This window comes from Parasphingomonas puruogangriensis, assembly GCF_036663635.1.
Lineage (GTDB): Bacteria > Pseudomonadota > Alphaproteobacteria > Sphingomonadales > Sphingomonadaceae > Sphingomonas.
Map to the genome: position 1 here is coordinate 152,403 of NZ_JAXOJI010000001.1, position 26,332 is coordinate 178,734.

At 65.1% G+C, this 26,332-nt stretch carries 22 protein-coding genes; 14 read left to right on the top strand and 8 right to left on the bottom strand.

All coding sequences use genetic code 11. The annotated features are described in order from the left end of the window. Positions 1 to 1,383 (top strand): DUF418 domain-containing protein, encoded by a 1,383-nt coding sequence (locus U1739_RS00855; protein ID WP_332703044.1) that lies wholly within the window; start codon positions 1 to 3, stop codon positions 1,381 to 1,383. 24 nt (positions 1,384 to 1,407) lie between these two features. After that, complete coding sequence (locus tag U1739_RS00860; RefSeq protein ID WP_332703046.1) at positions 1,408 to 3,624, top strand: S9 family peptidase; 2,217 nt, start codon at positions 1,408 to 1,410, stop codon at positions 3,622 to 3,624. A gap of 119 nt (positions 3,625 to 3,743) precedes the next feature. Here the strand turns inward: U1739_RS00860 and U1739_RS00865 are convergent, their stop codons facing one another. Genes U1739_RS00865 through U1739_RS00875 form a run of 3 tightly spaced genes read right to left on the bottom strand, consistent with a single transcriptional unit; the run spans position 3,744 to position 5,200 of the window. Next, the gene (locus U1739_RS00865; protein WP_332703048.1) at positions 3,744 to 4,706 is read right to left on the bottom strand and encodes an aldo/keto reductase; all 963 of its coding nucleotides are present in this window, start codon (positions 4,704 to 4,706) and stop codon (positions 3,744 to 3,746) included. Next, positions 4,703 to 4,897, bottom strand: a complete 195-nt coding sequence (locus U1739_RS00870) for a hypothetical protein (protein ID WP_332703050.1) — start codon at positions 4,895 to 4,897, stop codon at positions 4,703 to 4,705. The genes U1739_RS00865 and U1739_RS00870 overlap by 4 nt, the downstream gene beginning before the upstream one ends. Positions 4,898 to 4,921: 24 nt before the next feature. Continuing rightward, positions 4,922 to 5,200, bottom strand: coding sequence for a hypothetical protein (locus U1739_RS00875; RefSeq protein WP_332703052.1), 279 nt, complete (start codon positions 5,198 to 5,200; stop codon positions 4,922 to 4,924). Between the two features lie 119 nt (positions 5,201 to 5,319). Between U1739_RS00875 and U1739_RS00880 the strand changes: the two genes are divergently transcribed. The 4 genes from U1739_RS00880 to metH all read left to right on the top strand — a co-directional run bounded on the left by U1739_RS00880 (position 5,320) and on the right by metH (position 11,225). Beyond that, positions 5,320 to 6,300 (top strand): ArsR/SmtB family transcription factor, encoded by a 981-nt coding sequence (locus tag U1739_RS00880; RefSeq protein ID WP_332703054.1) that lies wholly within the window; start codon positions 5,320 to 5,322, stop codon positions 6,298 to 6,300. Beyond that, complete coding sequence (gene metF, locus U1739_RS00885) at positions 6,297 to 7,238, top strand: methylenetetrahydrofolate reductase (RefSeq protein ID WP_332703056.1); 942 nt, start codon at positions 6,297 to 6,299, stop codon at positions 7,236 to 7,238. Before U1739_RS00880 ends, metF begins: the two co-directional genes overlap by 4 nt. Positions 7,239 to 7,368: 130 nt before the next feature. Then, positions 7,369 to 8,415 carry a homocysteine S-methyltransferase family protein gene (locus U1739_RS00890; RefSeq protein ID WP_332703058.1) on the top strand — a complete coding sequence of 349 codons (1,047 nt, stop codon included), beginning with the start codon at positions 7,369 to 7,371 and terminating at the stop codon, positions 8,413 to 8,415. Positions 8,416 to 8,546: 131 nt separating this feature from the next. After that, a complete protein-coding gene (gene metH, locus U1739_RS00895) occupies positions 8,547 to 11,225 on the top strand; it encodes a methionine synthase (RefSeq protein WP_332703060.1) in 2,679 nt (892 codons plus the stop codon). Between the two features lie 14 nt (positions 11,226 to 11,239). Here metH and U1739_RS00900 read toward each other — a convergent pair whose 3' ends face one another. Next, positions 11,240 to 11,533, bottom strand: a complete 294-nt coding sequence (locus U1739_RS00900) for a fucose-binding lectin (RefSeq protein WP_332703062.1) — start codon at positions 11,531 to 11,533, stop codon at positions 11,240 to 11,242. Between the two features lie 278 nt (positions 11,534 to 11,811). Between U1739_RS00900 and U1739_RS00905 the strand changes: the two genes are divergently transcribed. From U1739_RS00905 to U1739_RS00915, 3 genes are all read left to right on the top strand, one after another. Then, positions 11,812 to 11,970 (top strand): hypothetical protein, encoded by a 159-nt coding sequence (locus tag U1739_RS00905; RefSeq protein ID WP_332703064.1) that lies wholly within the window; start codon positions 11,812 to 11,814, stop codon positions 11,968 to 11,970. 118 nt (positions 11,971 to 12,088) lie between these two features. Beyond that, the gene (locus U1739_RS00910; protein WP_332703066.1) at positions 12,089 to 14,224 is read left to right on the top strand and encodes a LamG-like jellyroll fold domain-containing protein; all 2,136 of its coding nucleotides are present in this window, start codon (positions 12,089 to 12,091) and stop codon (positions 14,222 to 14,224) included. Positions 14,225 to 14,398: 174 nt separating this feature from the next. Next, positions 14,399 to 15,334, top strand: coding sequence for a right-handed parallel beta-helix repeat-containing protein (locus U1739_RS00915; protein ID WP_332703068.1), 936 nt, complete (start codon positions 14,399 to 14,401; stop codon positions 15,332 to 15,334). Positions 15,335 to 15,338: 4 nt separating this feature from the next. Here the strand turns inward: U1739_RS00915 and U1739_RS00920 are convergent, their stop codons facing one another. Both U1739_RS00920 and U1739_RS00925 read right to left on the bottom strand, forming a co-directional pair. Then, positions 15,339 to 15,722 (bottom strand): excalibur calcium-binding domain-containing protein, encoded by a 384-nt coding sequence (locus tag U1739_RS00920; RefSeq protein ID WP_332703070.1) that lies wholly within the window; start codon positions 15,720 to 15,722, stop codon positions 15,339 to 15,341. 46 nt (positions 15,723 to 15,768) lie between these two features. Continuing rightward, complete coding sequence (locus U1739_RS00925; RefSeq protein WP_332703072.1) at positions 15,769 to 17,430, bottom strand: alkaline phosphatase family protein; 1,662 nt, start codon at positions 17,428 to 17,430, stop codon at positions 15,769 to 15,771. 73 nt (positions 17,431 to 17,503) lie between these two features. Here U1739_RS00925 and U1739_RS00930 point away from each other — a divergent pair, with 73 nt between their 5' ends. From U1739_RS00930 to U1739_RS00945, 4 genes are all read left to right on the top strand, one after another. Beyond that, positions 17,504 to 19,528, top strand: coding sequence for a protein-disulfide reductase DsbD family protein (locus tag U1739_RS00930; protein WP_443025495.1), 2,025 nt, complete (start codon positions 17,504 to 17,506; stop codon positions 19,526 to 19,528). A 128-nt stretch (positions 19,529 to 19,656) separates the two neighbouring features. After that, positions 19,657 to 21,165 carry a circularly permuted type 2 ATP-grasp protein gene (locus U1739_RS00935; protein WP_332703074.1) on the top strand — a complete coding sequence of 503 codons (1,509 nt, stop codon included), beginning with the start codon at positions 19,657 to 19,659 and terminating at the stop codon, positions 21,163 to 21,165. A 16-nt stretch (positions 21,166 to 21,181) separates the two neighbouring features. Next, complete coding sequence (locus U1739_RS00940) at positions 21,182 to 22,117, top strand: alpha-E domain-containing protein (RefSeq protein ID WP_332704812.1); 936 nt, start codon at positions 21,182 to 21,184, stop codon at positions 22,115 to 22,117. Next, on the top strand, positions 22,117 to 22,929 hold the full coding sequence (locus tag U1739_RS00945; RefSeq protein WP_332703076.1) for a transglutaminase family protein: 813 nt from the start codon (positions 22,117 to 22,119) through the stop codon (positions 22,927 to 22,929). Before U1739_RS00940 ends, U1739_RS00945 begins: the two co-directional genes overlap by 1 nt. Positions 22,930 to 23,060: 131 nt before the next feature. Here U1739_RS00945 and U1739_RS00950 read toward each other — a convergent pair whose 3' ends face one another. After that, entirely contained in the window at positions 23,061 to 23,849 is a 789-nt protein-coding gene (locus tag U1739_RS00950) for an arginyltransferase (RefSeq protein WP_332703078.1), read from the bottom strand. A 339-nt stretch (positions 23,850 to 24,188) separates the two neighbouring features. Beyond that, on the bottom strand, positions 24,189 to 25,424 hold the full coding sequence (locus U1739_RS00955; RefSeq protein WP_332703080.1) for a threonine ammonia-lyase: 1,236 nt from the start codon (positions 25,422 to 25,424) through the stop codon (positions 24,189 to 24,191). A gap of 57 nt (positions 25,425 to 25,481) precedes the next feature. Between U1739_RS00955 and U1739_RS00960 the strand changes: the two genes are divergently transcribed. Beyond that, positions 25,482 to 26,324 carry an NAD(P)-dependent oxidoreductase gene (locus tag U1739_RS00960; protein WP_332703082.1) on the top strand — a complete coding sequence of 281 codons (843 nt, stop codon included), beginning with the start codon at positions 25,482 to 25,484 and terminating at the stop codon, positions 26,322 to 26,324. The last annotated feature ends 8 nt before the right edge of the window (positions 26,325 to 26,332 follow it).

Genomic DNA, 26,332 nt, shown 5'->3' on the forward strand with positions numbered 1-26,332 from the left:
ATGGCAATCACCCCCGCCGAACCCGATGGCGCGCCGCGCATCGCCATCCTCGACATCCTGCGCGGGATCGCCATTCTCGGCATCCTGTTCATGAACATCAACGACATGGGCGGCTCCTATTGGGCGTCGTCCGGCGATATCCGGCATTTCGGCTGGACCATGGCGGACCAGATCGCCTGGTGGGTGCGCGAGATCTTCGTCAGCGGCACGGCGCGATGCCTGCTGGAAATGCTGTTCGGCGTCGGCATGGTGATCCTCACCGATCGCGCCGCGGCGGCGCTCGGCGATCGGGCGGTGTGGCGCGGCTATTATCGGCGCAACATCGTGCTGTTCCTGTTCGGGCTGGTGCATATCTTCATCCTGCTGTGGCCCGGTGACATCCTGCATACGTACGGTCTGGCGGCGCTGATCGCGTTCCTGTTCCGCCGGCTGGCGGCGCCGGCATTGCTCGGCATCGGTGTGTTGATGGCGCTGTCGCAGCTGTTCGGACTCGGTATGGCGTTGGACGGCGCGCAGCGGGCGCGGATCGAGGTGCCGCGGCTGGAAGCGCAGCGGGCGGCGGGGCAGGCGCTGACGCCGGTCGAGACCCGGACCATCGCGCGATACACTGCGGCGATCGCCGAGCAGGCCAAGCTGAAGCGCAACGAGCAGCGTCGTATCGCGCGCGAGGACCGCAACCGCGCAGCCGCCACGGGGAATTTCACGAGCTGGGCGGGCAACGCCTGGACCACCATGATGGTTATCTGGGGCAGGTCCGACGGCATTGCTGCGGGTGACTTTCTCGAGCCGCTGTTCGTGTGGGAAGCGGCCGCGACGATGCTGATCGGCGCGGCCTTGTTCAAATGGGGCGTGATCCAGGGGCAGCGCTCGCGGCGCTTTTATCTCTGGCTGACGGTGCTGGGCTATGCCGTCGGGCTGCCCGCCCGGGCGATCGGCGCCTATTGGACGACACGGTTCGACAGCTATCCGCACCTGATCTACGCCACCACCGAACTCACCCGGCTGGCGACGACCTTGGGCCATTTGGGGCTGATCAACCTGATCGTGGCGAGCGTTGGCGGCGCGGCGTTGCTGCGCCCATTCGCCGCCGCCGGGCGTACCGCGCTGACATTATATGTGTTGCAGACGATCATCTGCCTGTGGATCCTCTATCCGCCGTTCGCGCTGGGCCTATACGGCAAGAGTGGCTGGGCGGTGCTGATGCTGACCGCGCTGGCGATCGATATCGGCCTGCTGTGGCTGGCCAATCTGTGGCTGCGGCATTTCGACATCGCGCCGGTCGAATGGGCGTGGCGCTCGATCGTCGAGCGGCGCCGGCTGCCGTGGCGCAAGCGCCCGAAAGGCGGCGACAATCCCCTGCCTACCGGTATAGCGACGGCGTGATGTCGCAGGAATTGGAGATGCGTGATGGCGAAACCGTGGTTGCTGGCGGGCGTGATGCTGGCCGGGTTGGGGAGCCCCGCTTTGGCCGCTGAGCCATCGGCGCAGCCGCTGACCCTGAAGCGCGTGTTCGGCTCGCCCGATCTGGCCGGGCCGCAGCCGCAATCGCTCAAGCTGTCGCCGGACGGTACCTTGCTCACGTCGCTGCGCCCGCGCGCCGACGAGAAGCAGCGCTTCGATCTGTGGGCGCTCGATACGCGCACCGGGCAGGAGCGGATGCTGGTCGATTCCAAGAAGGTCGGCAGCGGTGCGGAATTGTCAGAAGCCGAAAAGATGCAGCGCGAGCGCGATCGCAGCATCAGCGGCAAGACCGGGATCGTCAGCTATGAATGGTCGCCGGACGGCAAGACCATCCTGGTGCCGATCGATGGCGATCTGTATCTCGCGAGCCTCGACGGCAAGGTGACACGGCTGACCGAGAATGTCGGCGGCGCGCTCAATCCCAAGATCAGCCCCGGCGGCGGGTTCGTCTCCTATGTGCGCGATCAGAACCTTGTCGTGCAGCCGATGGGTGGAGCGGCGCGGTCGCTGACCAGTGACGGCAAGGATAGCGTGCATTGGGGCGAGGCCGAGTTCGTTGCGCAAGAGGAAATGAACCGGCGCACCGGCTATTGGTGGTCCCCGAACGACGCGCTGGTCGCCGTCGAGCGGTTCGACGAGGCGCCGGTCGGCGTGATCACGCGCGCGGCGATCGGCGCCAACGGGACCAAGACGTTCGATCAACGCTATCCCGCAGCGGGCAAGGCCAACGTGGCTGTCGAACTGTATGTGATGAAGCCCGACGGCACGGGCCGGGTGAAGGTAGATCTCGGTCGCGAGACCGACATCTATCTCGCACGGGTCGATTGGACGCCGGACGGCAGCGCCCTGCTGGTGCAGCGCCAAAACCGCGCACAGACATTGCTCGATATGCTCAAGGTCGATCCGGCGACGGGCCGATCGAGCGTGCTGTTCAGCGAGAAGGCCAAGCCGAACAGCTGGGTCAATCTCAGCGATGCTTATCGCCTGCTCGACGATGGCAGCCTGCTCTGGAATTCGGAGCGCGACGGCTTTTCACATCTGTATCGCCTCAAGAGCGCCAAGTGGACGCAGCTGACCAAGGGCGCCTGGGTGGTCAACGACCTGGTCGGCGTCGATCAGGCCAAGGGTCGGATCTTCTTCACCGGCAACAAGGATGGGGTGCTCGAGAAGCATCTCTACAGCGTGGACATCGCGCAGCCTAACGTGGTCACGCGACTGACCGAGCCGGGCTGGTGGAACGGGGCGACGATGGACGGGGCCGCGTCGCGGATCATCGTCTCGCGCTCCAATCCCGATCAGCCGACGCAAGTGTATCTGGCGGATGCGAGCGGCAAGCGGCTGTCATGGGTCAACGAAAATGCGCTCAAGCCGGGCCATCCCTATTACCCCTATGTCACGCAGCATCAGGCGACCAAGTTCGGCACGCTGGAGGCGGCCGATGGCAGCACGCTGTATTGGGAAATGATTACGCCGGTGCTCGAGCCGGGCAAGAAATACCCTGTGTTCTTCGAACATTATGGCGGGCCCCACTCACAGACGGTGAGCCGCAATTGGGGCGGGGCGCTGCACCAATATCTCGTGGCGCAGGGCTATATCGTGTTCATGATCGACAATCGTGGCTCGGCCAATCGCGGCATGGCGTTCGAGAGCCAATTGTACCGCGCGGCGGGCACGGTAGAGGTGGCGGACCAGTTGCTCGGCGCGACATGGCTCAAGCAGCAGCCGTTCGTCGATCCGGCCAAGATCGTCACCTATGGCTGGTCCTATGGCGGCTATATGACGCTCAAGATGCTAGAGGCAGCGCCAGGTATGTTCGCCGCCGGCGTGGCGGGCGCGCCGGTGACCAAGTGGGAATTGTACGACACGCATTATACCGAGCGCTACATGGGCGATCCGGTGAAGGACGCTTCTGCCTATGCCGCGTCGAGCGCGCTGACCGACGCGCCGAAGATCAGCGATCCGCTACTGCTGATCCACGGCATGTCGGACGACAATGTGTTCTTCGAGAATTCGACGGCGCTCGCGGCGCGGCTGCAGGCGGCGTCCGTACCGTTCGAGATGATGTTCTATCCGGGCTTCACGCACCGCGTGTCCGGGCCGCAGGTGGGCGAGCATCTGTGGACGACAATTTTGGATTTTTATGCACGGCGGTTGGGGAAGTAATACCAACCTATCGTCACCCCGGGCTTGACCCGGGGTCCAGCTTCTTATGCGCGGTAGAAGAAGAAGCTGGGTCCCGGCTCAAGGCCGGGATGACGTCGGGTGTATCATCACGGGGAGAGTTAGGCGCCTGCCATACTCAGCCGCTCAACCTGATCGGCCGTCAATTCCAGCGTGATCGCGCCCAGCAAATCCTCGACCTGCGCAACGCTCGTCGCGCTGGCGATCGGGGCGGTTACGCCGGGCTGCGCAGCGAGCCAGGCCAATGCGATCTGCGCCAGGCTGGCGCCGGTCTCCGCCGCGACGGCGTCCATCGCCGCCAGGACGTCCTTGCCCTTGCCCTCCAGCAACTCGTTCATCCGCCCACCGCGCACGCTCTTGCCGAGATCGTCAGCCGAGCGGTATTTGCCGGTGAGGAAGCCCGAGGCGAGGCCGTAATAGGGCACCACGCCGATATTGTTGGTGACGCAGTAATTCTGCAGCTCGCCTTCGAACTTGTGGCGGCTGACGAGATTATATTCCGGCTGGAGCACGTGATAATGCGGCAGACCGTGCGCCTTGGCTGCATCGTTGGCGGATTTTAGCCGCGTGGCGTGGAAATTGGACGCGCCGAGCGCGCGGATCTTGCCCGCGTCGATCAGCTTGCCGAACGCGGCCAGCGCGTCTTCCTGGGCGACGGCATCATCGTCCTGGTGCGCGAAATAGAGATCGATCGTGTCGACCCCGAGCCGCCTGAGCGAGGCGTCGCATGCCGCGGCGATGCGCGTGGGGGCGAGCTTTTCGCCGCCGTCACCAGGCAGCATGCCGACCTTGGTGGCGATCAGCACGTCGGCGCGTTTGCCGCTGGCCTTGAGCCACTCGCCGATCATGCTTTCGGATTCGCCACCTTGGTGGCCGGGCACCCAGGCGGAATAGACATCCGCCGTGTCGATCATCGTGCCCCCAAGACCGTTGGCACCGGCGACGAACGCGTCGAGCACGGCGAAGCTGGCCTCGCGATCGGCGGTCCAGCCGAACACGTTGCCGCCCAGCACGAGCGGCGCGACGTGGAGATCGGTGGCGCCCAGGCGGCGGAGATTGGTCATTGCGGTTGGCTCTCGTTTTCGCCGTCGATCGAGACGGCATTGGCATCGACACTGTTGGCGTCGAGCATCGCGGCGGCGTCGTCCAATTGCTGCTGTTCGCTCTGGCTGACCGCGCCGGGGGCGTTATCGTCCGCGCCGCAGGCGGCAAGGAGGAGAATGGCGGCGAGCGCGGCCATGGGCTTGATCGTCATACGCATTCCCCTCCGGCGTGCCGCTTAGTCTTCGATCGCGTTGCCGGCATCCTTCAGCGCGGCGCCGGTCTGGTCGGCGGCATCGTCGGCCGCATTGCCGAGCGTGGCGGCGCTGTTGTCGATCGTCGCTTCGGCCGAACCGAAGGCGCGATCGGCCGCGGCGTCGGTATCGTTGATCGCTTCGCCGAACGTGGCATTGGCATCGGCCGAGACCTGATCGGCCGCTTCGGCGGTTTCGTTCTGCGCGGCGGGCGTGCAGGCGGCGAGCAGCGCGACGCTGGCGATAGAGAGGAGCTTCTTCATGGGTCTTTTCTCCTGAAACAGACTGGATCGTTGGCCGCCAACGCTAGCGCGGCGAAAACGGGTCCGCAATCGCTTGCGCGTTGACCTCATATAAAGATATCTTTATATGTCTCCGCACGATGACAATTGCCCTCGATATTTTTCGCGCGCTGGCGGACGCGACACGGTTGCGCATCCTAGCGTTGCTGCGCTCGATGGAACTGTCCGTTGGCGAGCTCGCGCAGGTGTTGGGACAAAGCCAGCCGCGCGTGTCGCGCCACGTCAAGATCCTGTGCGACGCGGGGCTGGCCGAGCGGCGCAAGGAGGGCAGCTGGGTGTTCGTCGGTGTCGGTGGGGCCGCCAAGGTTGCGCCGGTCGTCGCCGCGCTGGATGCCTGGCATGCGATCGAGCCGGATCACTGGGCGGTGGCGGATGCGGCGCGGCTGGCGGCGGTGCGGGCGGACCGGGCGTCTTCGGCGGCGGGCTGGTTCGAGGCCAATGCCGGGCAGTGGGATGCCATTCGCTCGCTGCATGTGGCGGAAGAGCAGGTCGAGGCAGCGATCGCCAACGTGTTGGGAGACGCGCCGATCGGGCAGTTGATCGATATCGGCACGGGCACCGGGCGGATGCTGGAATTGTTTGGCGGACGCGCAAAACAGGCTCTGGGGATCGACCGCTCGTCGGAAATGCTGCGGCTGGCGCGGGCGAAATTGTCCGAGCGTGGGGTGGAGGCGGAACTGCGCCAGGCCGATCTGTACGCGCTGCCGCTGGGCGATGGCGAGGCGGATGCCGCGATCATCCACCACGTGCTGCATTTCGCGCAGCAGCCCGGCGCGGCGATCGTTGAGGCGGCGCGGGTGTTGAGCCCGGGTGGGCGGTTGCTGATCGCCGATTTTGCACCGCATGACCGCGAAGAGCTGCGCTCGCGCGACGCGCATACGCGGCTGGGCTTTTCCGACGAACAGATCGCCGCCTGGTTCGCTGCCGCCGGGCTGATGCCGGCGCGGACGGAGACGCTCGAGGGTGGCGAACTGACGGTGAAATTATGGCTCGCACGCAAACCTGCCCCTACCGGGGTCAAGGGGGGCGCCGAGCAATTGCATGAGGTTAAGGCGGCATGAGCATTTCAGTTAATCAGCTCGAAGAGGCGCGCCGCGCGCTGGACGCACCGTTGTTCGCCGATCTCGCGGGCGATGCGGAAATGTCGTTCGAATTCTTTCCGCCCAAGACGGAGAAGATGGAAGAGACGTTATGGGCCTCGATCAAGACGCTTGAGCCATTGGGGCCGCGCTTCGTGTCGGTGACCTATGGCGCGGGCGGATCGACGCGCGAGCGGACTCACGCCACGGTGGCGCGTATTCAGCGCGAGACGTCGTTGTCGGCGGCGGCGCATCTGACCTGCGTCGAAGCGACCAAGGAGGAGATCGATCAGGTCGCGCGCGATTATTGGGCCGCGGGAGTGCGGCACATCGTCGCGCTGCGCGGCGACAGCCCGACCAGCGGGCAACCTTATGCGCAGCATCCCGGCGGCTATGAGAATGCCGCGGCGTTGGTGGCTGGGCTGAGCAAGCTGCACCCGTTCGAGATTTCGGTCGCGGCCTATCCCGAATGCCATCCGGATTCGGGCGATGCGCAGGTCGATCTGGATAATCTCAAGCGCAAGTTCGATAACGGCGCGACGCGGGCGATCACGCAATTCTTCTTCCAGCCGGAGACGTTCTTCCGCTTTCGCGATGCCATGGCCAAGGCCGGGATCGATGCCGAAGTGGTGCCGGGGATCATGCCGGTGACCAACTTCGCCAGCGTCCAGCGCATGGCCGCGATGTGCAATACCGAGGTGCCGGCATGGATGGGACGGCTGTTCGAGGGGCTGGAGGATCATGCCGGCGCACGGCAGCTGATCGCGGCGACGCTGGCCGCCGAGCTGTGCCGGAAGCTGTATGCTGGCGGGGTGAAGCAGTTTCACTTCTATACGCTCAATCGCGCCGAGCTGACCTATGCGATCTGCCATTTGCTGGGAGTTCGTGGTGTGGCCGGGGCGAAGGCTGAGGCGGCCTGATCTTCTTGTCCCCCTCCCGCTTGCGGGAGGGGCTAGGGGAGGGCCTGTCCTCCCACGCGGTAGCCGATTGTAAGACAGGCCCTCCCCCAACCCCTCCCGCAAGCGGGAGGGGAGTTAGAAGGAAGAAGACATGGGTATTCGCGAAACATTCCTGGCCGAGGCCGCCAAGCGGGTGCTGATCACCGATGGCGCGTTCGGCACCGAGATCCAGAACTGGAAGCTCTCCGAAGCCGATTATGCCGGCGATCTGGGGCTGGCCAAGGACCAGAAGGGCAATAACGACATCCTCGCGCTGACCAAGCCCGAGGTGCCGGAGACGATCACGCGCGAATATCTCGATGCGGGCTCCGATATCGTCTCGACCAACACGTTCAGCGCGAACCTGATTTCGCAGGCGGATTATGCCGCCGAGCATTTGGTGCGCGAGATCAACCTGGCCTCGGCGCAGATCGCGCGGCGGCTGGCCGATGACTATGCCGCCAAGGATGGCCGTCCGCGTTTCGTCGCGGGGGCAATCGGGCCGACCAACAAGACGCTGTCGCTCAGCCCGGACGTCAACGATCCGGGGTTTCGCGAGATCACCTTCGATTATCTGAAGGACGTGTACCGCGAGCAGATCGATGCGCTGATCGAAGGCGGGGTGGATTTCATCCTGATCGAGACGGTGTTCGATACGCTGAATGCCAAGGCTGGGATCATGGCCGCGCTGGAAGCCGCCGACGCGCTGGGGCGCGAGGTGCCGATCATGCTGTCGATGACGCTGACGGATCTCAGCGGGCGCAATCTCTCCGGGCATACCGTGGAGGCGTTCTGGCATGCGGTGCGGCACGCGCGGCCGGTGACGATCGGGCTCAATTGCTCGTTTGGCGCGGAGCAGTTGCGGCCGCATGTGCGCACCCTGTCCGACATCTGCGACACGCTGATCATGGTCTATCCCAATGCCGGGCTGCCCAACGAACTCGGCGAATATGACGAGCAGCCCTCCACCACCGCGGGGCTGGTGCGCGAATGGGCGGCGAACGCGCAGGTCAATGTGCTGGGCGGTTGCTGCGGATCGACCCCGGCGCATATCGCGGCGATGGCCAAGGCAGTGCAGGGGCTGCCCGCGCGGGCGCTTCCCGTGCCGCCGGTGAAGACGCGGCTGGCCGGACTGGAGCCGATGACGATGGCGGCGTAACCTTCTTCCCCCTCCCGCCTGCGGGAGGGGTACGGGTGGGCTAGCGCTTTCCCCAGATGTTACCGCCCGCTTTGGTCGGGCGCCCACCCCCGACCCCTCCCGCAAGCGGGAGGGGGGAAGAAAAGATTACGATGACCTCCTCTACCACCATTTCCGCGACCAATTTCGTCAATATCGGCGAGCGCACCAACGTCACCGGTTCCGCGCGCTTCAAGAAGCTGATCATGGCGGGGGATTATCCCGCCGCGGTGGAAGTCGCGCGGCAGCAGGTCGAGAGCGGGGCGCAGGTGCTCGACGTCAATATGGACGAGGGGCTGCTCGACGCCGAATTCGCCATGACCACGTTCCTCAAGCTGATCGCGGCGGAACCGGATATCGCGCGCATCCCGTTCATGGTCGACAGCTCGAAATGGTCGGTGATCGAGGCGGGGCTGAAGTGCGTCTCCGGCAAGCCGATCGTCAATTCGATCAGCATGAAGGAGGGCGAGGAGAAGTTCCTTACCGAAGCACGCAAGTGCATGCAGTACGGCGCCGCAGTCGTCGTCATGGCGTTCGACGAGGCCGGTCAGGCGGACACGCAGGCGCGAAAAATCGAGATTTGCGAGCGCGCCTATCACGTGCTTATGGGCATCGGTTTCCCGCCCGAGGACATCATCTTCGACGCCAACGTGTTCGCCGTGGCGACGGGCATCGAGGAGCACAACAATTACGGCGTCGATTTCATCGAGGCGGTGAAGGTGATCCGCGAACGCTGCCCGCACGTGCATTTCTCGGGCGGCCTCTCCAATCTCAGCTTCTCGTTCCGCGGCAACGAGCCGGTGCGCCGCGCGATGCATTCGGTGTTCCTGTATCATGCGATCCCGGCCGGGCTGGACATGGCGATCGTCAATGCCGGTCAGCTCGATATCTATGACGATATCGACCCCGAACTGCGCGAGGCGTGCGAGGACGTGATCCTCAACCGCCCGGCGCGAAAGGCAGATGAGACGCCGACCGAACGGCTGATCGCGATCGCCGAGAAGTTTCGCGGCACCGATGCGGTGGCGGAGAAGGCGGCGGCCGAGTGGCGCTCGCTGCCCGTCACCAAGCGGCTCGAATATGCCCTGGTCAAGGGCATCGACGCGCATGTCGTCGAGGATACCGAGGAATGCCGCCAGCAATTTGCCCGCCCGATCGAGGTGATCGAGGGGCCGTTGATGGACGGCATGAACGTGGTCGGCGACCTGTTCGGATCGGGCAAGATGTTCCTGCCGCAGGTGGTGAAGTCGGCACGCGTGATGAAGAAGGCAGTGGCGCATCTATTGCCGTTCATCGAGGCGGCCAAGGAGCCCGGCGCGCGCGGCAAGGGCAAGATCATCATGGCGACCGTGAAGGGCGACGTGCACGATATCGGCAAGAACATCGTCGGCGTCGTCCTGCAGTGCAACGGCTTCGACGTGGTCGATATGGGCGTGATGGTGCCTTGGAGCGACATCCTGAAGGCAGCGAACGAGAACGATGCCGACATGATCGGGCTGTCCGGGCTGATTACGCCGTCACTGGACGAGATGGTCACGGTGGCCGAGGAGATGAAGCGCGCAGGGATGACCATGCCGCTGCTGATCGGCGGCGCGACGACCTCCAAGGTGCACACCGCGCTGCGCATTGCGCCGGCCTATGATGGCCCGGTGGTCCACGTGCTGGACGCGAGCCGCGCCGTGGGCGTGGCGTCGACGCTGGTCAGCGATACGATCCGCGACGACTTCGTGCAGAAGACCTCGGACGAATATGAAGCGGTGCGCGTGGCGCGGGCCAATAAGGGGCAGAACGATCTGCTGCCCTTGGCCAAGGCGCGCGCCAATCCGTTTGCCGCCGACATGGCGCTGAAACCGGGCGCGCCGGCCAAGCCCGGCGTGCACGTGTTCCGCGACTGGGACCTGAAGGATCTGCGCGAGCTGATCGACTGGACGCCGTTCTTCCGCGCCTGGGAACTGGCGGGCAATTATCCCGCGATCCTGACCGACACGGTGGTGGGCGAGAGCGCGACCTCGCTGTTCGCCGATGCGCAGGCGATGCTCGACAAGATCATCGACGAAAAGTGGCTGACGGCGCGCGGTGTTGCCGGCCTGTGGTCGTGCGCGCGCTGGGAGGACGATGTCGTCATCGACCTCAAGGGCGATTTCAACGCCGACGAACTGCGCGGCTTCGACATGCTCGACTTGGTCGACGGCGCCGATATCGTGCGGCTGCCGTTCCTGCGCCAGCAGATCGCCAAGCGCGAGGGGCGGGCGAACATGTGCCTGGCCGATTTCATCGATCCCAAGGGCGACTGGATCGGTGGCTTTGCCGTCTCGATCCACGGCATCGAGCCGCATCTGGCAAAGTTCAAGGCGGCGATCGACGATTACAGCGACATCCTCCTTAAGGCGCTGGCCGATCGGCTGGCCGAGGCCTTCGCCGAGCGGCTGCACCAGCATGTGCGGATGGATCTGTGGGGCTATGCGCCGGACGAGCAATTGACCAACGAGGCGCTGATTCGCGAGCAATATCGCGGCATCCGCCCGGCGCCAGGCTATCCCGCCTGCCCCGAGCATAGCCTGAAGATCCAGCTGTTCGAGATGCTCGACGCGCATAAGGCGACCGGCGCGACGCTGACCGAGAGTTTCGCCATGCTGCCGACCGCGGCGGTTAGCGGCTTTTATTTCGGGCATCCGCAGGCGGAATATTTCGGCGTGGCGCGGATCGGGCCCGACCAGGTCGAGGAATATGCCACGCGTCGCGGCGTCGATCTCGATACGGCCAAGCGCTGGCTCAGGCCGAACCTGGACTGAGCCGGCGCCGCCTGTCACTGTGCGGTGAAGGTGCCCGTGACCCAGCCGCTGGCGGGGGCGTCGAAGCACCATTCGGTGACCGTGCCTTCCAAGCTGGCATAGACGCGAAGGTGGATGTCGCCCGAGGTGAGCCAGGACGTGACCGACACGTTGGCGCCGGGGAAGCTGGTGCCCGCGACCCAGCCTTGGCCGTCATTGCAGCGCTCGGTAATCGTGTTGCCGTCGCTGAGATACACCCGCATGTGCAGTGCGCCGTGGTTGTCGAACCAGCTGACCGCTGCGCTGTCGTCGAAAAAGCTCGTTGCCATTGCTTCCTCCCCTGGTGGCCGGATGCATATCCCCCGCCGGGCTGAAATATCCGTCGCCGCGATCGGTGACGCAACAGGCTATTGCCGTCACTGGCGAGTACGAACTCCGTTATGTCGCCAAAACGTTGCAGAAATAGGGCAAGTTGCGGCGGCGGTAATAGTATGACGGAGCTACTCTTTACGGTAGCCGCCTTCCTGCGGGTCTTGGCAGCAATCACGATATCGCCCGGGGCGAAGCAGCGCTGCAATGCGACGTGCTTTTATAATTGGCACCCTGCTTGTTGGCGCGCTTTCGCCAACAGGCCTTGTTCGTCGTTGCCGAGACGAGGGCGGGCTATGATACGGTCGACGTCGCAGCGAACGCGGTGCGGATCCGCACTGCGACGATCCTCATCGCACCGACTACGCAACGCCGGTTGCAACGCAACATGGATTGACCGGACCGGCGACGTAACAAAACAATAATATCCTGAACAGTCAAAGTGTCACGCCGCTTTCCTGTGCACGTCACGGGCGACAGATAGGGCGCGGCTTCACTAAGGCGGGGTCGCGACCATGATTGATAAAATCGAACATTTCGGATCGGAAATAGATGCGTTGGCGTCGCCGATCGATCAATTCACCGCCGCACAGCACAGCCGTCGCAATATCGTAAAATGGGGCGGGATGATCTCGGCCTTGACGATGACGGGTGCGCTGGCGGCGTGCGGCAGCAACGATGCCGATGGCCGCGATCCTCTACCGACCCCGACGCCGACACCATCCGCTACCACGAAGGTATCGAGCTTCGGCCTGGCTGTGCTGCCCGACACTCAATTCTATTCGCGCTATGCGACGAAGGCGACCGGCAACCAGTTCGACGCCCTCTACGGCAGCGAGCCATACAAGGCGCAGACAAAGTGGCTGGTCGACAATGCCAAGACGCTCAACATCCCGTTCGTCATTCATGTCGGCGACGTCGTGGATCAGTCGGGCGTCGAGGCCGAGTGGCAGGTCGCGGATGCGGCGATGAAGCTGCTCGAAGACGCCGCGCTGCCCTATTCGGTGATCGCTGGCAACCATGACGTGCTCAACGGCATGGGCTATGATCCGGCCAGCCCCTTCACCGGCACCGATGCCGATCGCGACCTGAGCAAGGAGCCGTTCGTCAAGTGGTTCGGCAAGGACCGTGCGGCCAAGCAGAAGACCTTCGGCGGGCGCGACCAGAGCGGATTCCACGAATATCACATGTTCGAGGCCGAGGGGCAGAAATTCCTCGTCATCGGCCTGTCATGGCGCGTATCGCCGGCCGGCATCTACTGGGCGCAGAACGTCATCAACGCCCATCCGACGCTGCCCGTCATTCTGGTCTGCCATGAGCTGCTGTCGATCGCCAACGACGCCGTCGCCCCGCTGGAAAGCGATTACGGGCTGATGCTATGGGATCATTTGATCAAGAATAACGATCAGATCTTCATGACCGTCAACGGCCATATTCACGGCTCGTCGCGGCTGATCAAGAAGAACGTGTTCGGCAACGACGTGGTCGAAATGGTGGTCGATTATCAGATGGCCTATCAGGGCGGCAACGGCCTGATGCGGTTCTACGAGTTCGATTTTACCAACAACAAGATCGTTGCCAGCACGTTCTCGCCCTGGGTGCCGCAGAAGCCCAAGGACACGCTCAATTCCTTCGATCAGGCAGTGCTAACCGAGAGCAACCACGCCTTCACGATCGACATGAATTTCGCCGAGCGCTTCAAGCGCTTCGCCCCGAACTTCGCGGCGGGCACGGTAGCGGCGTCGCACACCTCTCTCACCACCGCGGCGCTGGCCAAGGTGCTCGCCGGCTATACCGAGCCCAAGCCAATCGAAGCGATCCCGGCCAAGAACGCGGAGGACTATCCGGTGATCGCCGGCACGACGGCGCACTGGCGTTTCTATGGCGGCACCGCGGGTACGGCCGTCCCGGCACTGCACCAGATCGCCGATGCCTCGAAGAGCGGCAATCCGCTGACCCGCGCGCCGATCGACTTCCCAGCTGGCAATACCGCACAGTTGAGCGACCTGGTATGGACCGACGATCACCACCGGCTGTCCTCGGCACCGGGGGCAATCGAGTTCCGCAACGCCCAGAGCGGGCGCGCCAGCTATTTCTGGACGGCGCTCGACGCAGCCGTCAACGACGATGAATATCGCGACGGCTATACCGTCGAGGCGTTCATCAAGATCGGCAAGGACTGGACCGCCGCCAAGAACGCCTGGATGAACATCATGACGCGCGAGGGACGGCGCGGCAACATCGCTGGCTGGTACGGCGGCCTGCCCGAATCGCCGCCGCTGCAGATGGCGATCTCCAACCTGCGCGAGGTCCAGTGGGAAGCAGCCTCATACTGGTCGCCCAATCCCGATTATATCATCGCGCGGACCAACTGGTCGGGTGAGATCATCGTCGATCGCTGGCTGCATGTCGCGATCGTGCACGACAAGGCCAAGTCGATTACCACGATGTATGTCGAAGGTGCGCCGGTGCTGCGCAATATCAACGAAACTAGCGGGATAGCCAACCTCGCCAAACGCTGGGTGGTCGGTGCTGGCTTCTGGGACGGTGGCCCTCCGGGCAGCGGCTTCCTCGGTGCGATCGGCGAGATCCGTATCGTGCCACAGACGCTGACGCCGGCGCAGTGGCTGACGGCACGCGCGGCCAAGTGAGGTAGACGGGGGAGCTAGCACCTATATAGCTCCCCGCGGCACACAAAGCGTATCTATTTGGAACGAACGATCGGGCCGGTAACGTCCCGATCGTTCGATTGCTGTCGTTAACCGGCTTTTACCCTTTCTTTGGGCCTCTCCCTTGCACAGTCTTGGCGAGAAGGAGTTCCCGCCATGTCTATCCGATCCCTGACCCTGGTCGCCCTCGCCTTGTCCGCCCCCGCAAGTGCACAGCAGGCACGCGCCCCGTTCGTCATCGCCGAGACGGGCCAAGGCTATGACACGGTCGACGCCGCGGTGAATGCGGTGCGCATGGGCACCGCGACGATCCTGATCGCGCCGGGCGTGTATCGCCAATGCACCGTCCAGGAAGGCGGGCGGATCACGTTCAAGGCGGTTCAGCCGGGCACCGTGATCTTCGACAGCGTGACATGCGAGGACAAGGCCGCGTTCGTGCTGCGCGGATTGGAGGCGACCGTCGACGGGCTGGTGTTTCGCGGCATGCGCGTGCCCGACGGCAACGGCGCCGGGATCCGCACCGAACTGGGCAATCTGACGGTGCGCAATTCGACCTTTCTCGATAGCGAGGAGGGCATCCTGGGAGGCGAACCGGCGGCGCAGAAAATCGTCATCGATCATTCGACCTTTTCCGGGCTCGGCCGCTGCCGCGAGACGAGCGAATGCTCGCACTCGCTGTATCTCGCCAACAAGGGCTCGGTGACGGTGACCAATTCCCGCTTCGAGCGCGGGCGCGGCGGGCATTACGTCAAGCTGCGCGCGCCGCACGTGTCGATCACCGACAACAGTTTTGACGATACCGCGGGCACGCGGACCAATTACATGATCGACCTGTCGGAAGGGGCCACGGGGCTGATCGCGCGCAACACCATGGTGCAGGGGCGGGCCAAGGAAAATTGGACCGGGCTGATCGTGGTGGCGGCGGAAGCGCGCACCTATGCGTCCACCGGGCTGCGGATCGAGAATAATAGTGCCACGATGATGCCGGGCGACACGCACAGCCCGGCCTTCGTGGCGGATTATAGCGGCGACCAGCTGGCGCTCGGCGCGAATCGACTCGGGGCCGGGATCAGAGCGTTCGAGACGCGCTGACTGGTTACATCATCGCCGGTAGCGATTGTTGCGGCCCTTCGGGCTGGGGCTGGGGTTGGGGTTGCTCGGGCGGCGGTGTGTATGGCTCGGGCGCAGGCTCGGTCGGGGCCGAGGGAGTGTTGTTCACCGGGGCCGCGCTCGTCGGGCCAGCGATCGGTTCGCAGGCAACGCCATTCATATTGCCGTCCAGCGCCGGGCGATAGCCGGGCTGGTCGGCGCGCAGCGGCGCGGCATTGGCGGCGCGCACCGCATCGCAATCGGCATAGAGGATCGCCGGGGCGTCCGCCGCCGTCGCCACGGGCGCACTTTTCGGCGTGGTCAGCGCCCAGATCGTGGCGAAGACGATGAGACAGGACGCGAAGGTCAACAGGAGGAAGCGTGGGGTCACGCTTCCCCTGTAGCGGGCAGTCCGTTGCCGTCAGGTTACCGCGCGCTCATTTGCATGGCGCGCCGCCGCGCGCAAGATCGAGGCATTTGCCGTCGACGCCCGGCAACGGCAGCCCGATCGTATGGGCGAGCGTCGGCGCGATATCGACCGTCTCGATGCCGCCGGCGTGATCGAAGCCAGCCATGCCGGCGCGCCAGAACAGGATCGGCACGCGGCGATCGTAATTCCATGGGCTACCGTGCGTGGCGACATAGCCACCGCCGGCGCTGGGTATCGGCGTGACGCGGGGCTTGAGAAACACCAGCAGATCGCCCGAGCGCGTAGCGTCGAACGACGCGCGGGCCTTTTGCGGCACCGTCCAATTTTCCGGTGCGCCCTTCGGCATCGGTGTGGCCAGGATCTGCGCTGCGGTGAGCACGGTATAGACTTGCGGCAGCGCCTTGTAGCGCGCGATCGCCTCGGCCAGCACGGCCTTGCGCTGCGTGGGTGCCAGCGCGGTCGAGACCCAGATGTCGCCATTGGGAATATCGCCGAACAACGTCGGGCCGGTTATGCCGAGTTTCTCGCCGATCGCCTTGCCCATCACTGCGGGGGCGAGCGCGATATCGACACGTTGCGCCTCCGGCATGCCCTGCAGCACTTCGCGCTCGGGCAGGTCGTTGCCGCCATGATCGGCGGTCAGCACGACTTCGTAATCGACGCCGGTGGCATCGAGCACATCGAGGAAACCGCCGAGATTGCGATCGAGCTCGGCCTGCTGGAGGCACATTTCCGCGCCCTCGGTGCCATAGGTATGGCCGATATAATCGGTGGCCGAGGCGCCGACGGTGATGATGTCGGTCTGCGGGCCCTGGCCGAGCTTCATCTCCTGCACCAGCCCGGCGGCGAGCGCAAAGATCGAGGCGTCGAACGCGGGCGAGGCGCGGAACGCCTTGCCGTCGCCGGCGGCGCGCTCGAAATGGCCGGTGCCGACGGTCTTGCCGGCGCCGATGGCGATCGCCTTGTCCTTGGACAAGCAGTTTTCGGGAACGGGCAGCGCAGCCTGGGGGCGGCCGATCAGCGCGGTGATCGCGGCATTGGCGCGGGTGACGACGGCGGGCTCGGCGCGCCCGGCATAGCTGACGAAGTTCTTGCCGCCCCACCACCACAGCTGATCGACGTTGTGGCCGCCCATCATCACTGCGGCGCGATCCTTGCCCGCGACCGAGACGACGCGGGTGCGGGGATCGGCGATCTTCATGCGCTCGCCCAGCGTGGGCACCTTCAGATGCTTGTCGGAGACGGTGTAGTTGCCGGAATTGCTGCCTGGGACGGTCTCGTCTTCGGCGCAATAGACGCTCTTGTCGGCGCGCGGCGCGGCCTGGTCGACCCAATTGTTGGCGATGATCCCGGTATGCGCCGGGCGATAGCCGCTGGTGATGGTCGAATGGCCCGGGCAGGTCTCGGTCGCGGCATGGCTCTGGAAACCCGAGGGGAACACAGCGCCCTTGGCCAATCGGGCAAGCCCGTCATTGTACGAGTTGCGATATTCGCCGAACAGATCGGCCGAATATTGATCGACCGAGACGACCACGAGCAGCTTGGGCTTGCCCTTGGGCGCGGTCGGCACGGGCAGGCGAGCAGGGGCCTGCTGCGCGGAAAGCGGCGCGGGCAGGATTGGGGCGGTGCCGGCGAGCGCGAGCGCGATGACGGCTGCAATGGCTTTCACGACTATTTCCTTCGGGTGCAATTCGATCGTCCCCCCGCTATGCGCGAGGGCGATGATAGGGACAAGAATGCCGATGCGCGGTTTATGGGTCATGTTTGTGACACTCTTGGCGACGCTGGCGACGCCGGCGCTGGCGGACACGCTGCCCGCTGTGGGTGGCGTGCCGCATCTGGCGATCGAGATGGTGGCGGAAAGCGCGCGCCCGGCGGCGGGATCGACCGTCACGCTAGCGCTCGACACGCGCCCGGAGCGCGACTGGCATGGCTATTGGTCGAACCCCGGCGATGCCGGATTTCCGGCGACGTTGACTTGGACCCTGCCCGCGGGCGTGACGGCGAGCACGCCGGCCTATCCGGTGCCAGGAACGTTGCTGATCGCCGGGCTGATGAACTATGTGTTCGAAAAGCCCTATGCGCCGCTGGTCACGCTCGGCGTGCCGGCCGGGCTGGCGCCGGGGACCAAGCTCCCGGTGCGGCTCAAGATGAGCTATCTGGTGTGCACCAAGACCTTGTGCGTGCCGGAGGAGGCCGATCTGGCGATTGATCTGGTGGTTGGCGACGGGGCGGTGACGGCCGAAGATCGCGCGCGCTTCGATGCGTGGCGGCGGGCGATTCCCAAGCAGCTCGATACGAAGGCGACGTGGCAGGTGACGAACGGCGTGGCGACCATCGCAGTGCCCTATCCGGCGCGCGCGCCACTGGCCGATGGTTATTTCTTTCCCGCGACCAATGCTATCGACAATGCCGCGCCGCAGATCATCGCGCGGGACGGCGATCGCGTGCTGATCACGACCAAGGCGAAGGCCGGCGGGCAGACGCTGGACGGTGTGTTGCGGATCGGGCCGGACCTGGCGCTGGCGGTGACTGCCGTACCGGGGGTGGTGGCGCGTGGATCGGGCAGTGCGGCGGCCAACAGCGTGTGGCTGGCCGCATTGCTGGCGTTTGGCGGCGCGGTGCTTGGCGGGTTGATCCTCAACGTCATGCCGTGCGTGTTTCCGATCCTCAGCATCAAGGCGCTGAGCCTGGCGCGCGGCCATCTCGACGAACGCGCGGCGCGGCGCGAGGCGCTGGGCTATGCGGCGGGCGTGATCGCAGTGTGCGTGGGGCTGGGGGCGCTGATCCTGGGGCTGCGGGCGGGGGGCAATGCGGTCGGCTGGGCGTTTCAGCTGCAGGATCCGCGCGTGGTCGTGTTGCTGCTGTTGTTGACGGTGGCGCTGGCGCTCAATTTCGCCGGATTGTTTGAAATACCCACGCCGCGGTTCGTGGGCAATAGCGGCGGGGTGAGCGGCGCGTTCGCCACCGGCGCGCTGGCCGCGTTCGTGGCGACGCCGTGCACCGGGCCGTTCATGGGCGCGGCGCTCGGCGCAGCGCTGGTACTGCCCTGGGCGGCGGCGCTGGCGATCTTTGCTGGCCTCGGCTTGGGGCTGGCCTTGCCCTTTCTGGCCTTGGGGTTCGTACCGGCGCTGCGGCGTCGACTGCCCAAGCCGGGGGCGTGGATGGAGACGTTTCGCCATGTGCTGAGCGTACCGATGTGGCTGACCGCGCTGGCGCTCGCTTGGGTACTGGGGCGGCAGGCGGGGGTAGACGGGCTGACGCTCGGTCTGGCCGGGGCGTTGTTGGTCGGCTTGACCTTGTGGGTATCGGGGCGGCGGCAGCGCCGTGGGCTGGGTTTCGGCTTGGCTATCGCGGTGGTGCTGGTGGCGATCGCGGTGGGCGCGACGATGCTGGTGCGCCGGGCACCGGCGGCGGCTGCGGTGCAGGCGGCAGGGCATGAGGCGTTTAGCGCGGCGCGACTGGCCGCCCTGCGGGCCGAGAAACGGCCGGTATTCGTCTATTTCACGGCCGATTGGTGCGTGACGTGCAAGGTCAACGAAGCGGCGGCGATCGATATCGCGGCGACGCGGGACGCCTTTGCCAAGAACAAGGTAGCGGTGCTGGTGGGGGATTGGACCGATGGCGATCCGGTACTCGGGCGGTTTATCGAGGCACATAACCGGGCCGGGGTACCGCTATATCTCTATTATGCGCCGGGGACGGTTGCGCCGCAGGTCTTGCCACAGGTGCTGACGCCCGGTTTGCTGGCGGGCTTGGGGACCTGAACGCTTCGTTACGCCGGACCAGGGCCGGAGTGACGGGTGGGGGTAGAAAGCCCGCAGCCCGCCCCTTGTGCAGCGCAGCAATCTAACGCAGCATGGAACTCAATCGATACGGGGGCATTACGATCTAGATGGGGAATCGCCAAGCGTTCGACGAGATAATGGGGGATGGCGGAAGCACCATACCGCGCACGGAGCTGGCCGCGTTGGGCCAGTGGATCGAGGATACGCCGCCGCAGGAATTGCGCCGTCGCCAGGAAAGCGCCGAGGCGACGTTCCGGCAGCTCGGCATCACCTTTGCCGTTTACGGTGAGAGTGACGCGAGCGAGCGGATCATTCCGTTCGATATCGTGCCGCGCATCTTCCTGGCCGACGAATGGTCGCGCCTGTCCGAAGGACTTGTCCAACGCGTCGAAGCCATCAATGCGTTTCTCGATGACATCTATGGCGCGCGAAAGATCATCGACGCCGGCATCCTGCCGCCCGACCTGATCTTCGGCAACGCACAATTCCGCCCGGAGATCGCTGGCATGCGTCCGCCGCATGGCATCTGGGCACATATCTGCGGCATCGATCTGGTGCGCACCGGGCCGGACGATTTCTTCGTGCTCGAGGATAATGCGCGCACGCCGTCGGGTGTGTCCTACATGCTGGAGAATCGCGAAGCGATGCTGCGGCTGTGCCCCGAGCTTTTCCGGGAATTCCGCGTCGCGGCGGTGGATTCCTATCCCGATCGGCTGCTCGAGACGATGAAGTCGGTCGCCCCGCATGGGGCGATGAACCCGGTCTGCGTGGTGCTGACGCCGGGCCATTATAATTCGGCCTATTACGAACATAGCTTCCTGGCGGATTCGATGGGCATCGAATTGGTCGAGGCGGCCGATCTGGTGGTCGATGACGATATCGTGTGGATGCGCACGATCGGCGGGATGGTGCGGGTCGATGTGATCTATCGCCGGATCGACGACGATTATCTCGATCCCTTGGTATTCCGGCCGGATTCGATGCTCGGTGTGCCTGGGCTGATCGCGGCCTATGCGGCCGGCAATGTCGCCTTGCTCAATGCGCCGGGCAACGGGATTGCCGACGACAAGGCGATCTACAGCTACATGCCCGAGATCGTGAAATTCTATTCCGGCGGCGAGGCCAAGCTGCCCAACGTGGAGACGTGGCGCTGCCGCGAGCCACAGGCGCTGAAATACGTGCTCGATAATCTCGAAGACGTGGTGGTGAAGCTGGTCGACGGGTCGGGCGGGTATGGCATGCTGGTCGGGCCGACCGCGTCGAAGAAGGAGATCGAGGATTTCCGTGCCGCGCTGATCGCCGAGCCGGAGCGCTATATCGCGCAGCCGACCTTGGCCTTGTCGACCGTGCCGACCTTGGCCGATAGCGGGCTGGCGCCACGGCATGTCGATTTTCGGCCGTTCGTGCTGACCGGGTCCAAGGGCGTACAGGTGGTGCCGGGCGGGTTGACGCGGGTCGCGCTCAAAGAAGGGTCGCTGGTGGTGAATTCCTCGCAGGGCGGGGGAACGAAGGACAGTTTCGTGTTGATGCAGGGGCAGGCGCAGCGCCAGACGATGGGCAAGCCGATGGCGCAGAGCCAGACCATGGGTGGCATGACCCAAGGGCAGCAGCAGTGAGGACGCGCGCATGCTGATGCTGTCACGCACTGCGTCGTCGCTATACTGGCTGGGGCGCTATATCGAGCGGGCGGATTTCGTCGCACGGTTGGTCGAGGCCACCGTGCGGCTCGACGTGCTGTCGCCGCGGCCGGCGGGCGAGGCGGCGTGGCTGAGCGCGTTGCGCGTGACCGAGACGGATACGGCGTTCGAAAAGACGCCGGGTGAAGTGTCGCAACAACACGTGGCGCATTTCCTGACCACTGACAGCAGCCATCCGGGATCGATCGTGCGATGCCTGGATATGGCGCGGAATAATGCGCGTGCGGTGCGCACCGCGCTGACGCGCGAGGCGTGGACGGCGATCAACCGGGCCTGGCTGGTGTTCGACAAACGGCATAGCGCGGGTGGCGCGGTGGCAACGCTCAACCTGGTGGAATCAGTGCAAACCGAGGCGCGGGGGTTCGAAGGCGCGATCCACAAGATGCTGCGCAACCAGACCACGCAGTTCATCCGCCTGGGCCAAGCCGTGGAGCGCGCGGACAATACGGCGCGGCTGCTCGACGTGAAATACCATTTGCTGTTGCCCGAGGGCGAGCGCGTCGGCGGCGTGGTCGATCGCGACCAGTGGACGACGATCCTGCAGACCGTGTCGGCGGTGACCGCCTATCGCTGGCTTTACTCGGAGGGACTGAAGCCGGCCAACGTGATCGACTTGCTCATCGCGCGGCAGGAATTGCCGCGCAGCCTGGCCGCTTCCGTCGAGGAAACGGTGGATATTCTCAGCTTGCTGGCCAAGCGTACCGGGTTGCACGGCGAAGCAGACCGGATGGCGCGGATGCGGCATACGCGGTTGGCCAAGACGCGCACCGGCGAGGTGATCGTCAACGGCTTGCACCAATATCTGCAGGCGTTCCTGACAGAAAACGATCTGCTCCACGCGGCGATCGGCCGCCAGTTCAAGTTCAGCTGATGCGGCTGAGCATCGATCATCGTACGACCTATCGTTTCTCGGTGCCGCAGGGGCGGCTGACGCAGATGCTGCGGCTGACACCGGAGGATACCGACGACCAGACCGTGGCGTCGTGGCACCTGCACGTCGATTGCGATGCGCGGCTGCGGCCGGGGCGGGACGGGTTCGGCAACAAGGTGACCATGCTGTACGCCGCCGGGCCGGTCGATAGCATCGAGATCGCGGTGTCGGGCGAAATCCTGACCAACAGCACCGACGGCGTGGTGCATGGCGCGCACGAGGTGTTGCCGCCGGCTTTGTACCTGCGCGCGACGCCGCTGACCGCGGCGGATGTGGCGATCACTGATTTCGCCGCGGATGCAGTGTCCGGCGGGACGGACCTGATCGGGCGGCTGCACCGGCTCAATCTGGCGCTCAACGCACGGTTCGTTGCGGATCGCGACCGCCCGGTGATGGGGCGGACGGCGGCACAGGCCTTTACGCTGGACAAGGCGACGCCGCGCGACATGGCGCATGTGTTCATCGCCGCGGCGCATGCGCTTGGCGTGCCGGCGCGCTACGTGTCGGGCTATAGCCGCTTTGCCTTTGGCGGCGAGCATCGCCCGGCGCCGCATGGCTGGGCCGAGGCGTTCGTCGAGCGGCTGGGCTGGGTGGCGTTCGATCCGTCGGCGGGCCGCTCTGCCGACGAGGCCTATGTGCGCGTCGCGGTGGCGCTGGACGCGGCCGGCGCGGCGCCGGTGGCGGGGTCGCGGCTCGGCGAGGGAGACGAAGAGATGGATGTGGACGTCACGGTGGCGCCAAGCGCCGAATAAGCTCGTTCCCCGGCGAAGGCCGGGGCCCAGTCGTGAAGGTCCTGGCGAAGTCGGGCATCGTTCGCCAACTTCTGTTGCTCGACTGGGCCCCGGCCTCCGCCGGGGAAACGGCAGCAGGGGAAGGAATGAGATTAAGCCAGTTCTACTTCTAACGCGGCCTGCAGCCGCGCCGATACGGGCGCCGCCAAGATCTGTTCCTCCGGCAGCAAATTCCAGCCCGATGGCCCGAGCACTTCCAAAGGCCGGTAGCGCGTCTTGTATTCCATGCGCGGCGAGCCCTTCACCCAATAGCCGAGATAGACATAGGCAAGGCCGACCGCGCGGGCGCGGAGGATATGGTCCATGATGATGTAATTGCCGAGGCCGGCAATGTCGGCATCGAAGAAGCTGTAGATCATCGACAGGCCGTCGGCCTGTTGGTCGGTCAGGCAACAGCCGATCAACTTGCCCTGGCGGCCATCGACCGCGGGCAAGCGATATTCGACGATGAAGCTGTTGACCGGGGAATGTTCGACCATGTCGGCATAATCCCCCTCGTCCATCCCGGCCATGCCGCCGCCCGGATGGCGCGCGGTAAGATAGCGGCGCAGCAGCTGGAACTGTTCGTCGGTCGCCCAGGGGCGGCAGGCGGCGACGTCGAGCGTCGATAGCCGCTTGATCAGCTTGCGCTGCGTGGCGTTGGCGACGAATTCACCCGCCACCACGCGAACCGAGACGCAGGCGGTGCAGCCTGCGCAACTCGGGCGATAGGCGACCGACTGGCTGCGCCGAAAGCCGATCCGGCCGAGCGCGTCGTTGAGATCGCCGGCGTGTGGGCCGTTCAGTTCGGTGAACACCTTCCGTTCCTGCCGACCGGGCAGATAAGGGCAGGGCGCCGGGCTGGTCACGAAAAAACGTGGAAAACGGAATGGCGCAGTCACCGCCGGTGGCCCCCTTTTTGCGCCACACGAAAATGCGGCTTGGGGGCGTTATGAATCGCTTCTCGCATGATGAAAAGCGGCTTTACCACGAATGAGGGTTAACGCGATATTTTGGATGTTCGGGAAGAGCTCGCCAAGGATCGGTCCGCGCGACTGCGGCGGTGTGATAGCCCAACAGGTGAAACGCGAACCCCTAACGCGCTGAATCTAGCGGATTCGCGCTGAATCGTGAAGGCTGGGGTGATTCGGTTCGTCGCACGCCCGATTCCGCTTGGCGCTAATATCGCGACCGCCTGCTATTTGGTGCTCCGCGGTGAAAGCCGGGAGGTGGTCGAGCCGTTACGTCAGTTCGACCGGGCTGGCCTCATATCCGGCGTCGTTGAGCGCGGCCATCAGACGGTCGAGATGCGCGCGGTCGCGGGTTTCGCATTCGATATCGGTGATCAGGCCCTTGGCCGGCAGCGTGGTGAACACGCGCTGGTGGTAGATTTCGATGATGTTGACGCGCTGCTGATCGAAGATCCGCGCGACGTTGAACAGCGCGCCAGGCTGGTCCTGCAGGCGGATACGCAAACGCGCGAGACGGCCGGAGCGGGCAAGATCGCGCAACAACACGTTGGCGAGCAAGCGCGTGTCGATATTGCCGCCGCATAGGACCACGCCGACCGTCTTGCCCTTGAACCGCTCGGGATGCTGGAGAAGCGCGGCGAGCCCGGCAGCGCCGGCACCCTCGACCACGGTCTTCTCGATCTGCAGCAACAGGCTGACCGCACGTTCCAGATTGCGTTCGCTGACCAACACGATGTCGTCGACCAGGTCTGCGACCATGATGCTGGTGATCGCGCCCGGTTCCTTGACCGCGATGCCCTCGGCCAAGGTATCACCGGCGCAGGGCAGGTTGGTGCCGTTGATGCGGTTGTACATCGACGGGAACAGTTCCGCTTCGACGCCGATCACTTCGATCGGACGGCCGGCGGCGCGCGCGACGGTGGCCATGCCGGAGATCAGCCCGCCGCCGCCGATCGGCGTGATCAGCGTGTCGATCGAGGGCACGTCGGCGAGCATTTCGATCGCCACGGTGCCCTGGCCGGCGATGACGCGGATATCGTCGAACGGATGGACGAAGGTCAGGCCGTTGACCGCTTCGAGTTCGCGGGCATGGGCGTAAGCGGCGTCGAACGTCTCGCCGTGCAGCACGACGGTGGCGTGATGGCCTTCGGTCTGCGTGACCTTCACCGTCGGCGTGTTGGTCGGCATGACGATGGTGGCGGGGATGCCGAGGCGGTGCGCGTGATAGGCCAGCCCCTGCGCATGGTTGCCGGCCGAGGCGGCGATCACGCCGGGCGTGCCGGCGGGGAGTTGCAGCAGCGTGTTGAGCGCGCCGCGCTCTTTATAGGCCGCGGTGAATTGCAGGTTCTCGAACTTGAGATAGACGGTCGCGCCGGTCAGTTCGCTCAGCGTACGGCTGATAAAGGTCGGCGTGTGGACGATCTGATCGCGGATGCGCGCGTGCGCGGTACGGATATCGTCGATCGTGACGGGCATCGGGGCGAGGGGGAGCGGGAGACTTGCCATAGGATAGCGCGCCTAGACCATCTGGCGCCGCGGGGAAACTCTGACTATCGCGAGGGCATGGCAACAATCGCATTCATCGGAACCGGCGTCATGGGCGCGCCCATGGCGCGGCATCTCGCCACGGCGGGACATGACCTCACCGTCTACAATCGCACCCGCGCCAAAGCCGAGGCGACCGGGCTTACCGTCGCCGCTACGCCAGCCGCAGCGGCAGCGGGCAAGGATGCGGTGATCACCTGTGTCGGCAATGACGACGATTTGGCGGCGGTGACGCTCGGCCCGGACGGCGCGTTCGGCACGATGCGGGAGGACGCGGTATTTATCGACCATACCACCGTGTCGGCGGATCTCGCGCGGCGACTGGCCGACGTGCGCGGGCTGGTGATCGATGCACCGGTATCCGGCGGGCAGGCGGGCGCCGAGAATGGCAAGCTGTCGATCATGTGCGGCGGATCGGCCGAGGCCATGGCCAAGGCCGAGCCGATCATCGCCGCCTATGCGGCGCGCATCGTCCATGTCGGCGCAGCGGGGGCGGGGCAGACGACCAAGATGGTCAACCAGATTGCCATCGCCGGCGTGCTGCAGGGGGTGAGCGAGGCCCTGCGGTTTGCGCAGGCCAGCGAGCTCGACCTGGCCAAGGTGTTCGAGGCAATTTCGGGCGGGGCGGCGCAAAGCTGGCAGATGGTCAATCGCTGGGAGTCGATGGGCGAGGACCGGTTCGATTTCGGCTTTGCGGTGGATTGGATGCGCAAGGATCTGGGGCTCGCGCTGGACGAGGCGAAGCGCAACGGCGCGGTGCTGCCGGTCGCTGCCTTGGTCGATCAATTCTATGCCGAAGTGCAGAAAATGGGCGGAGCGCGCCAGGATACCAGCGCGCTGGTCAGGAGATTGCCGAAGTGAGTTTTGTT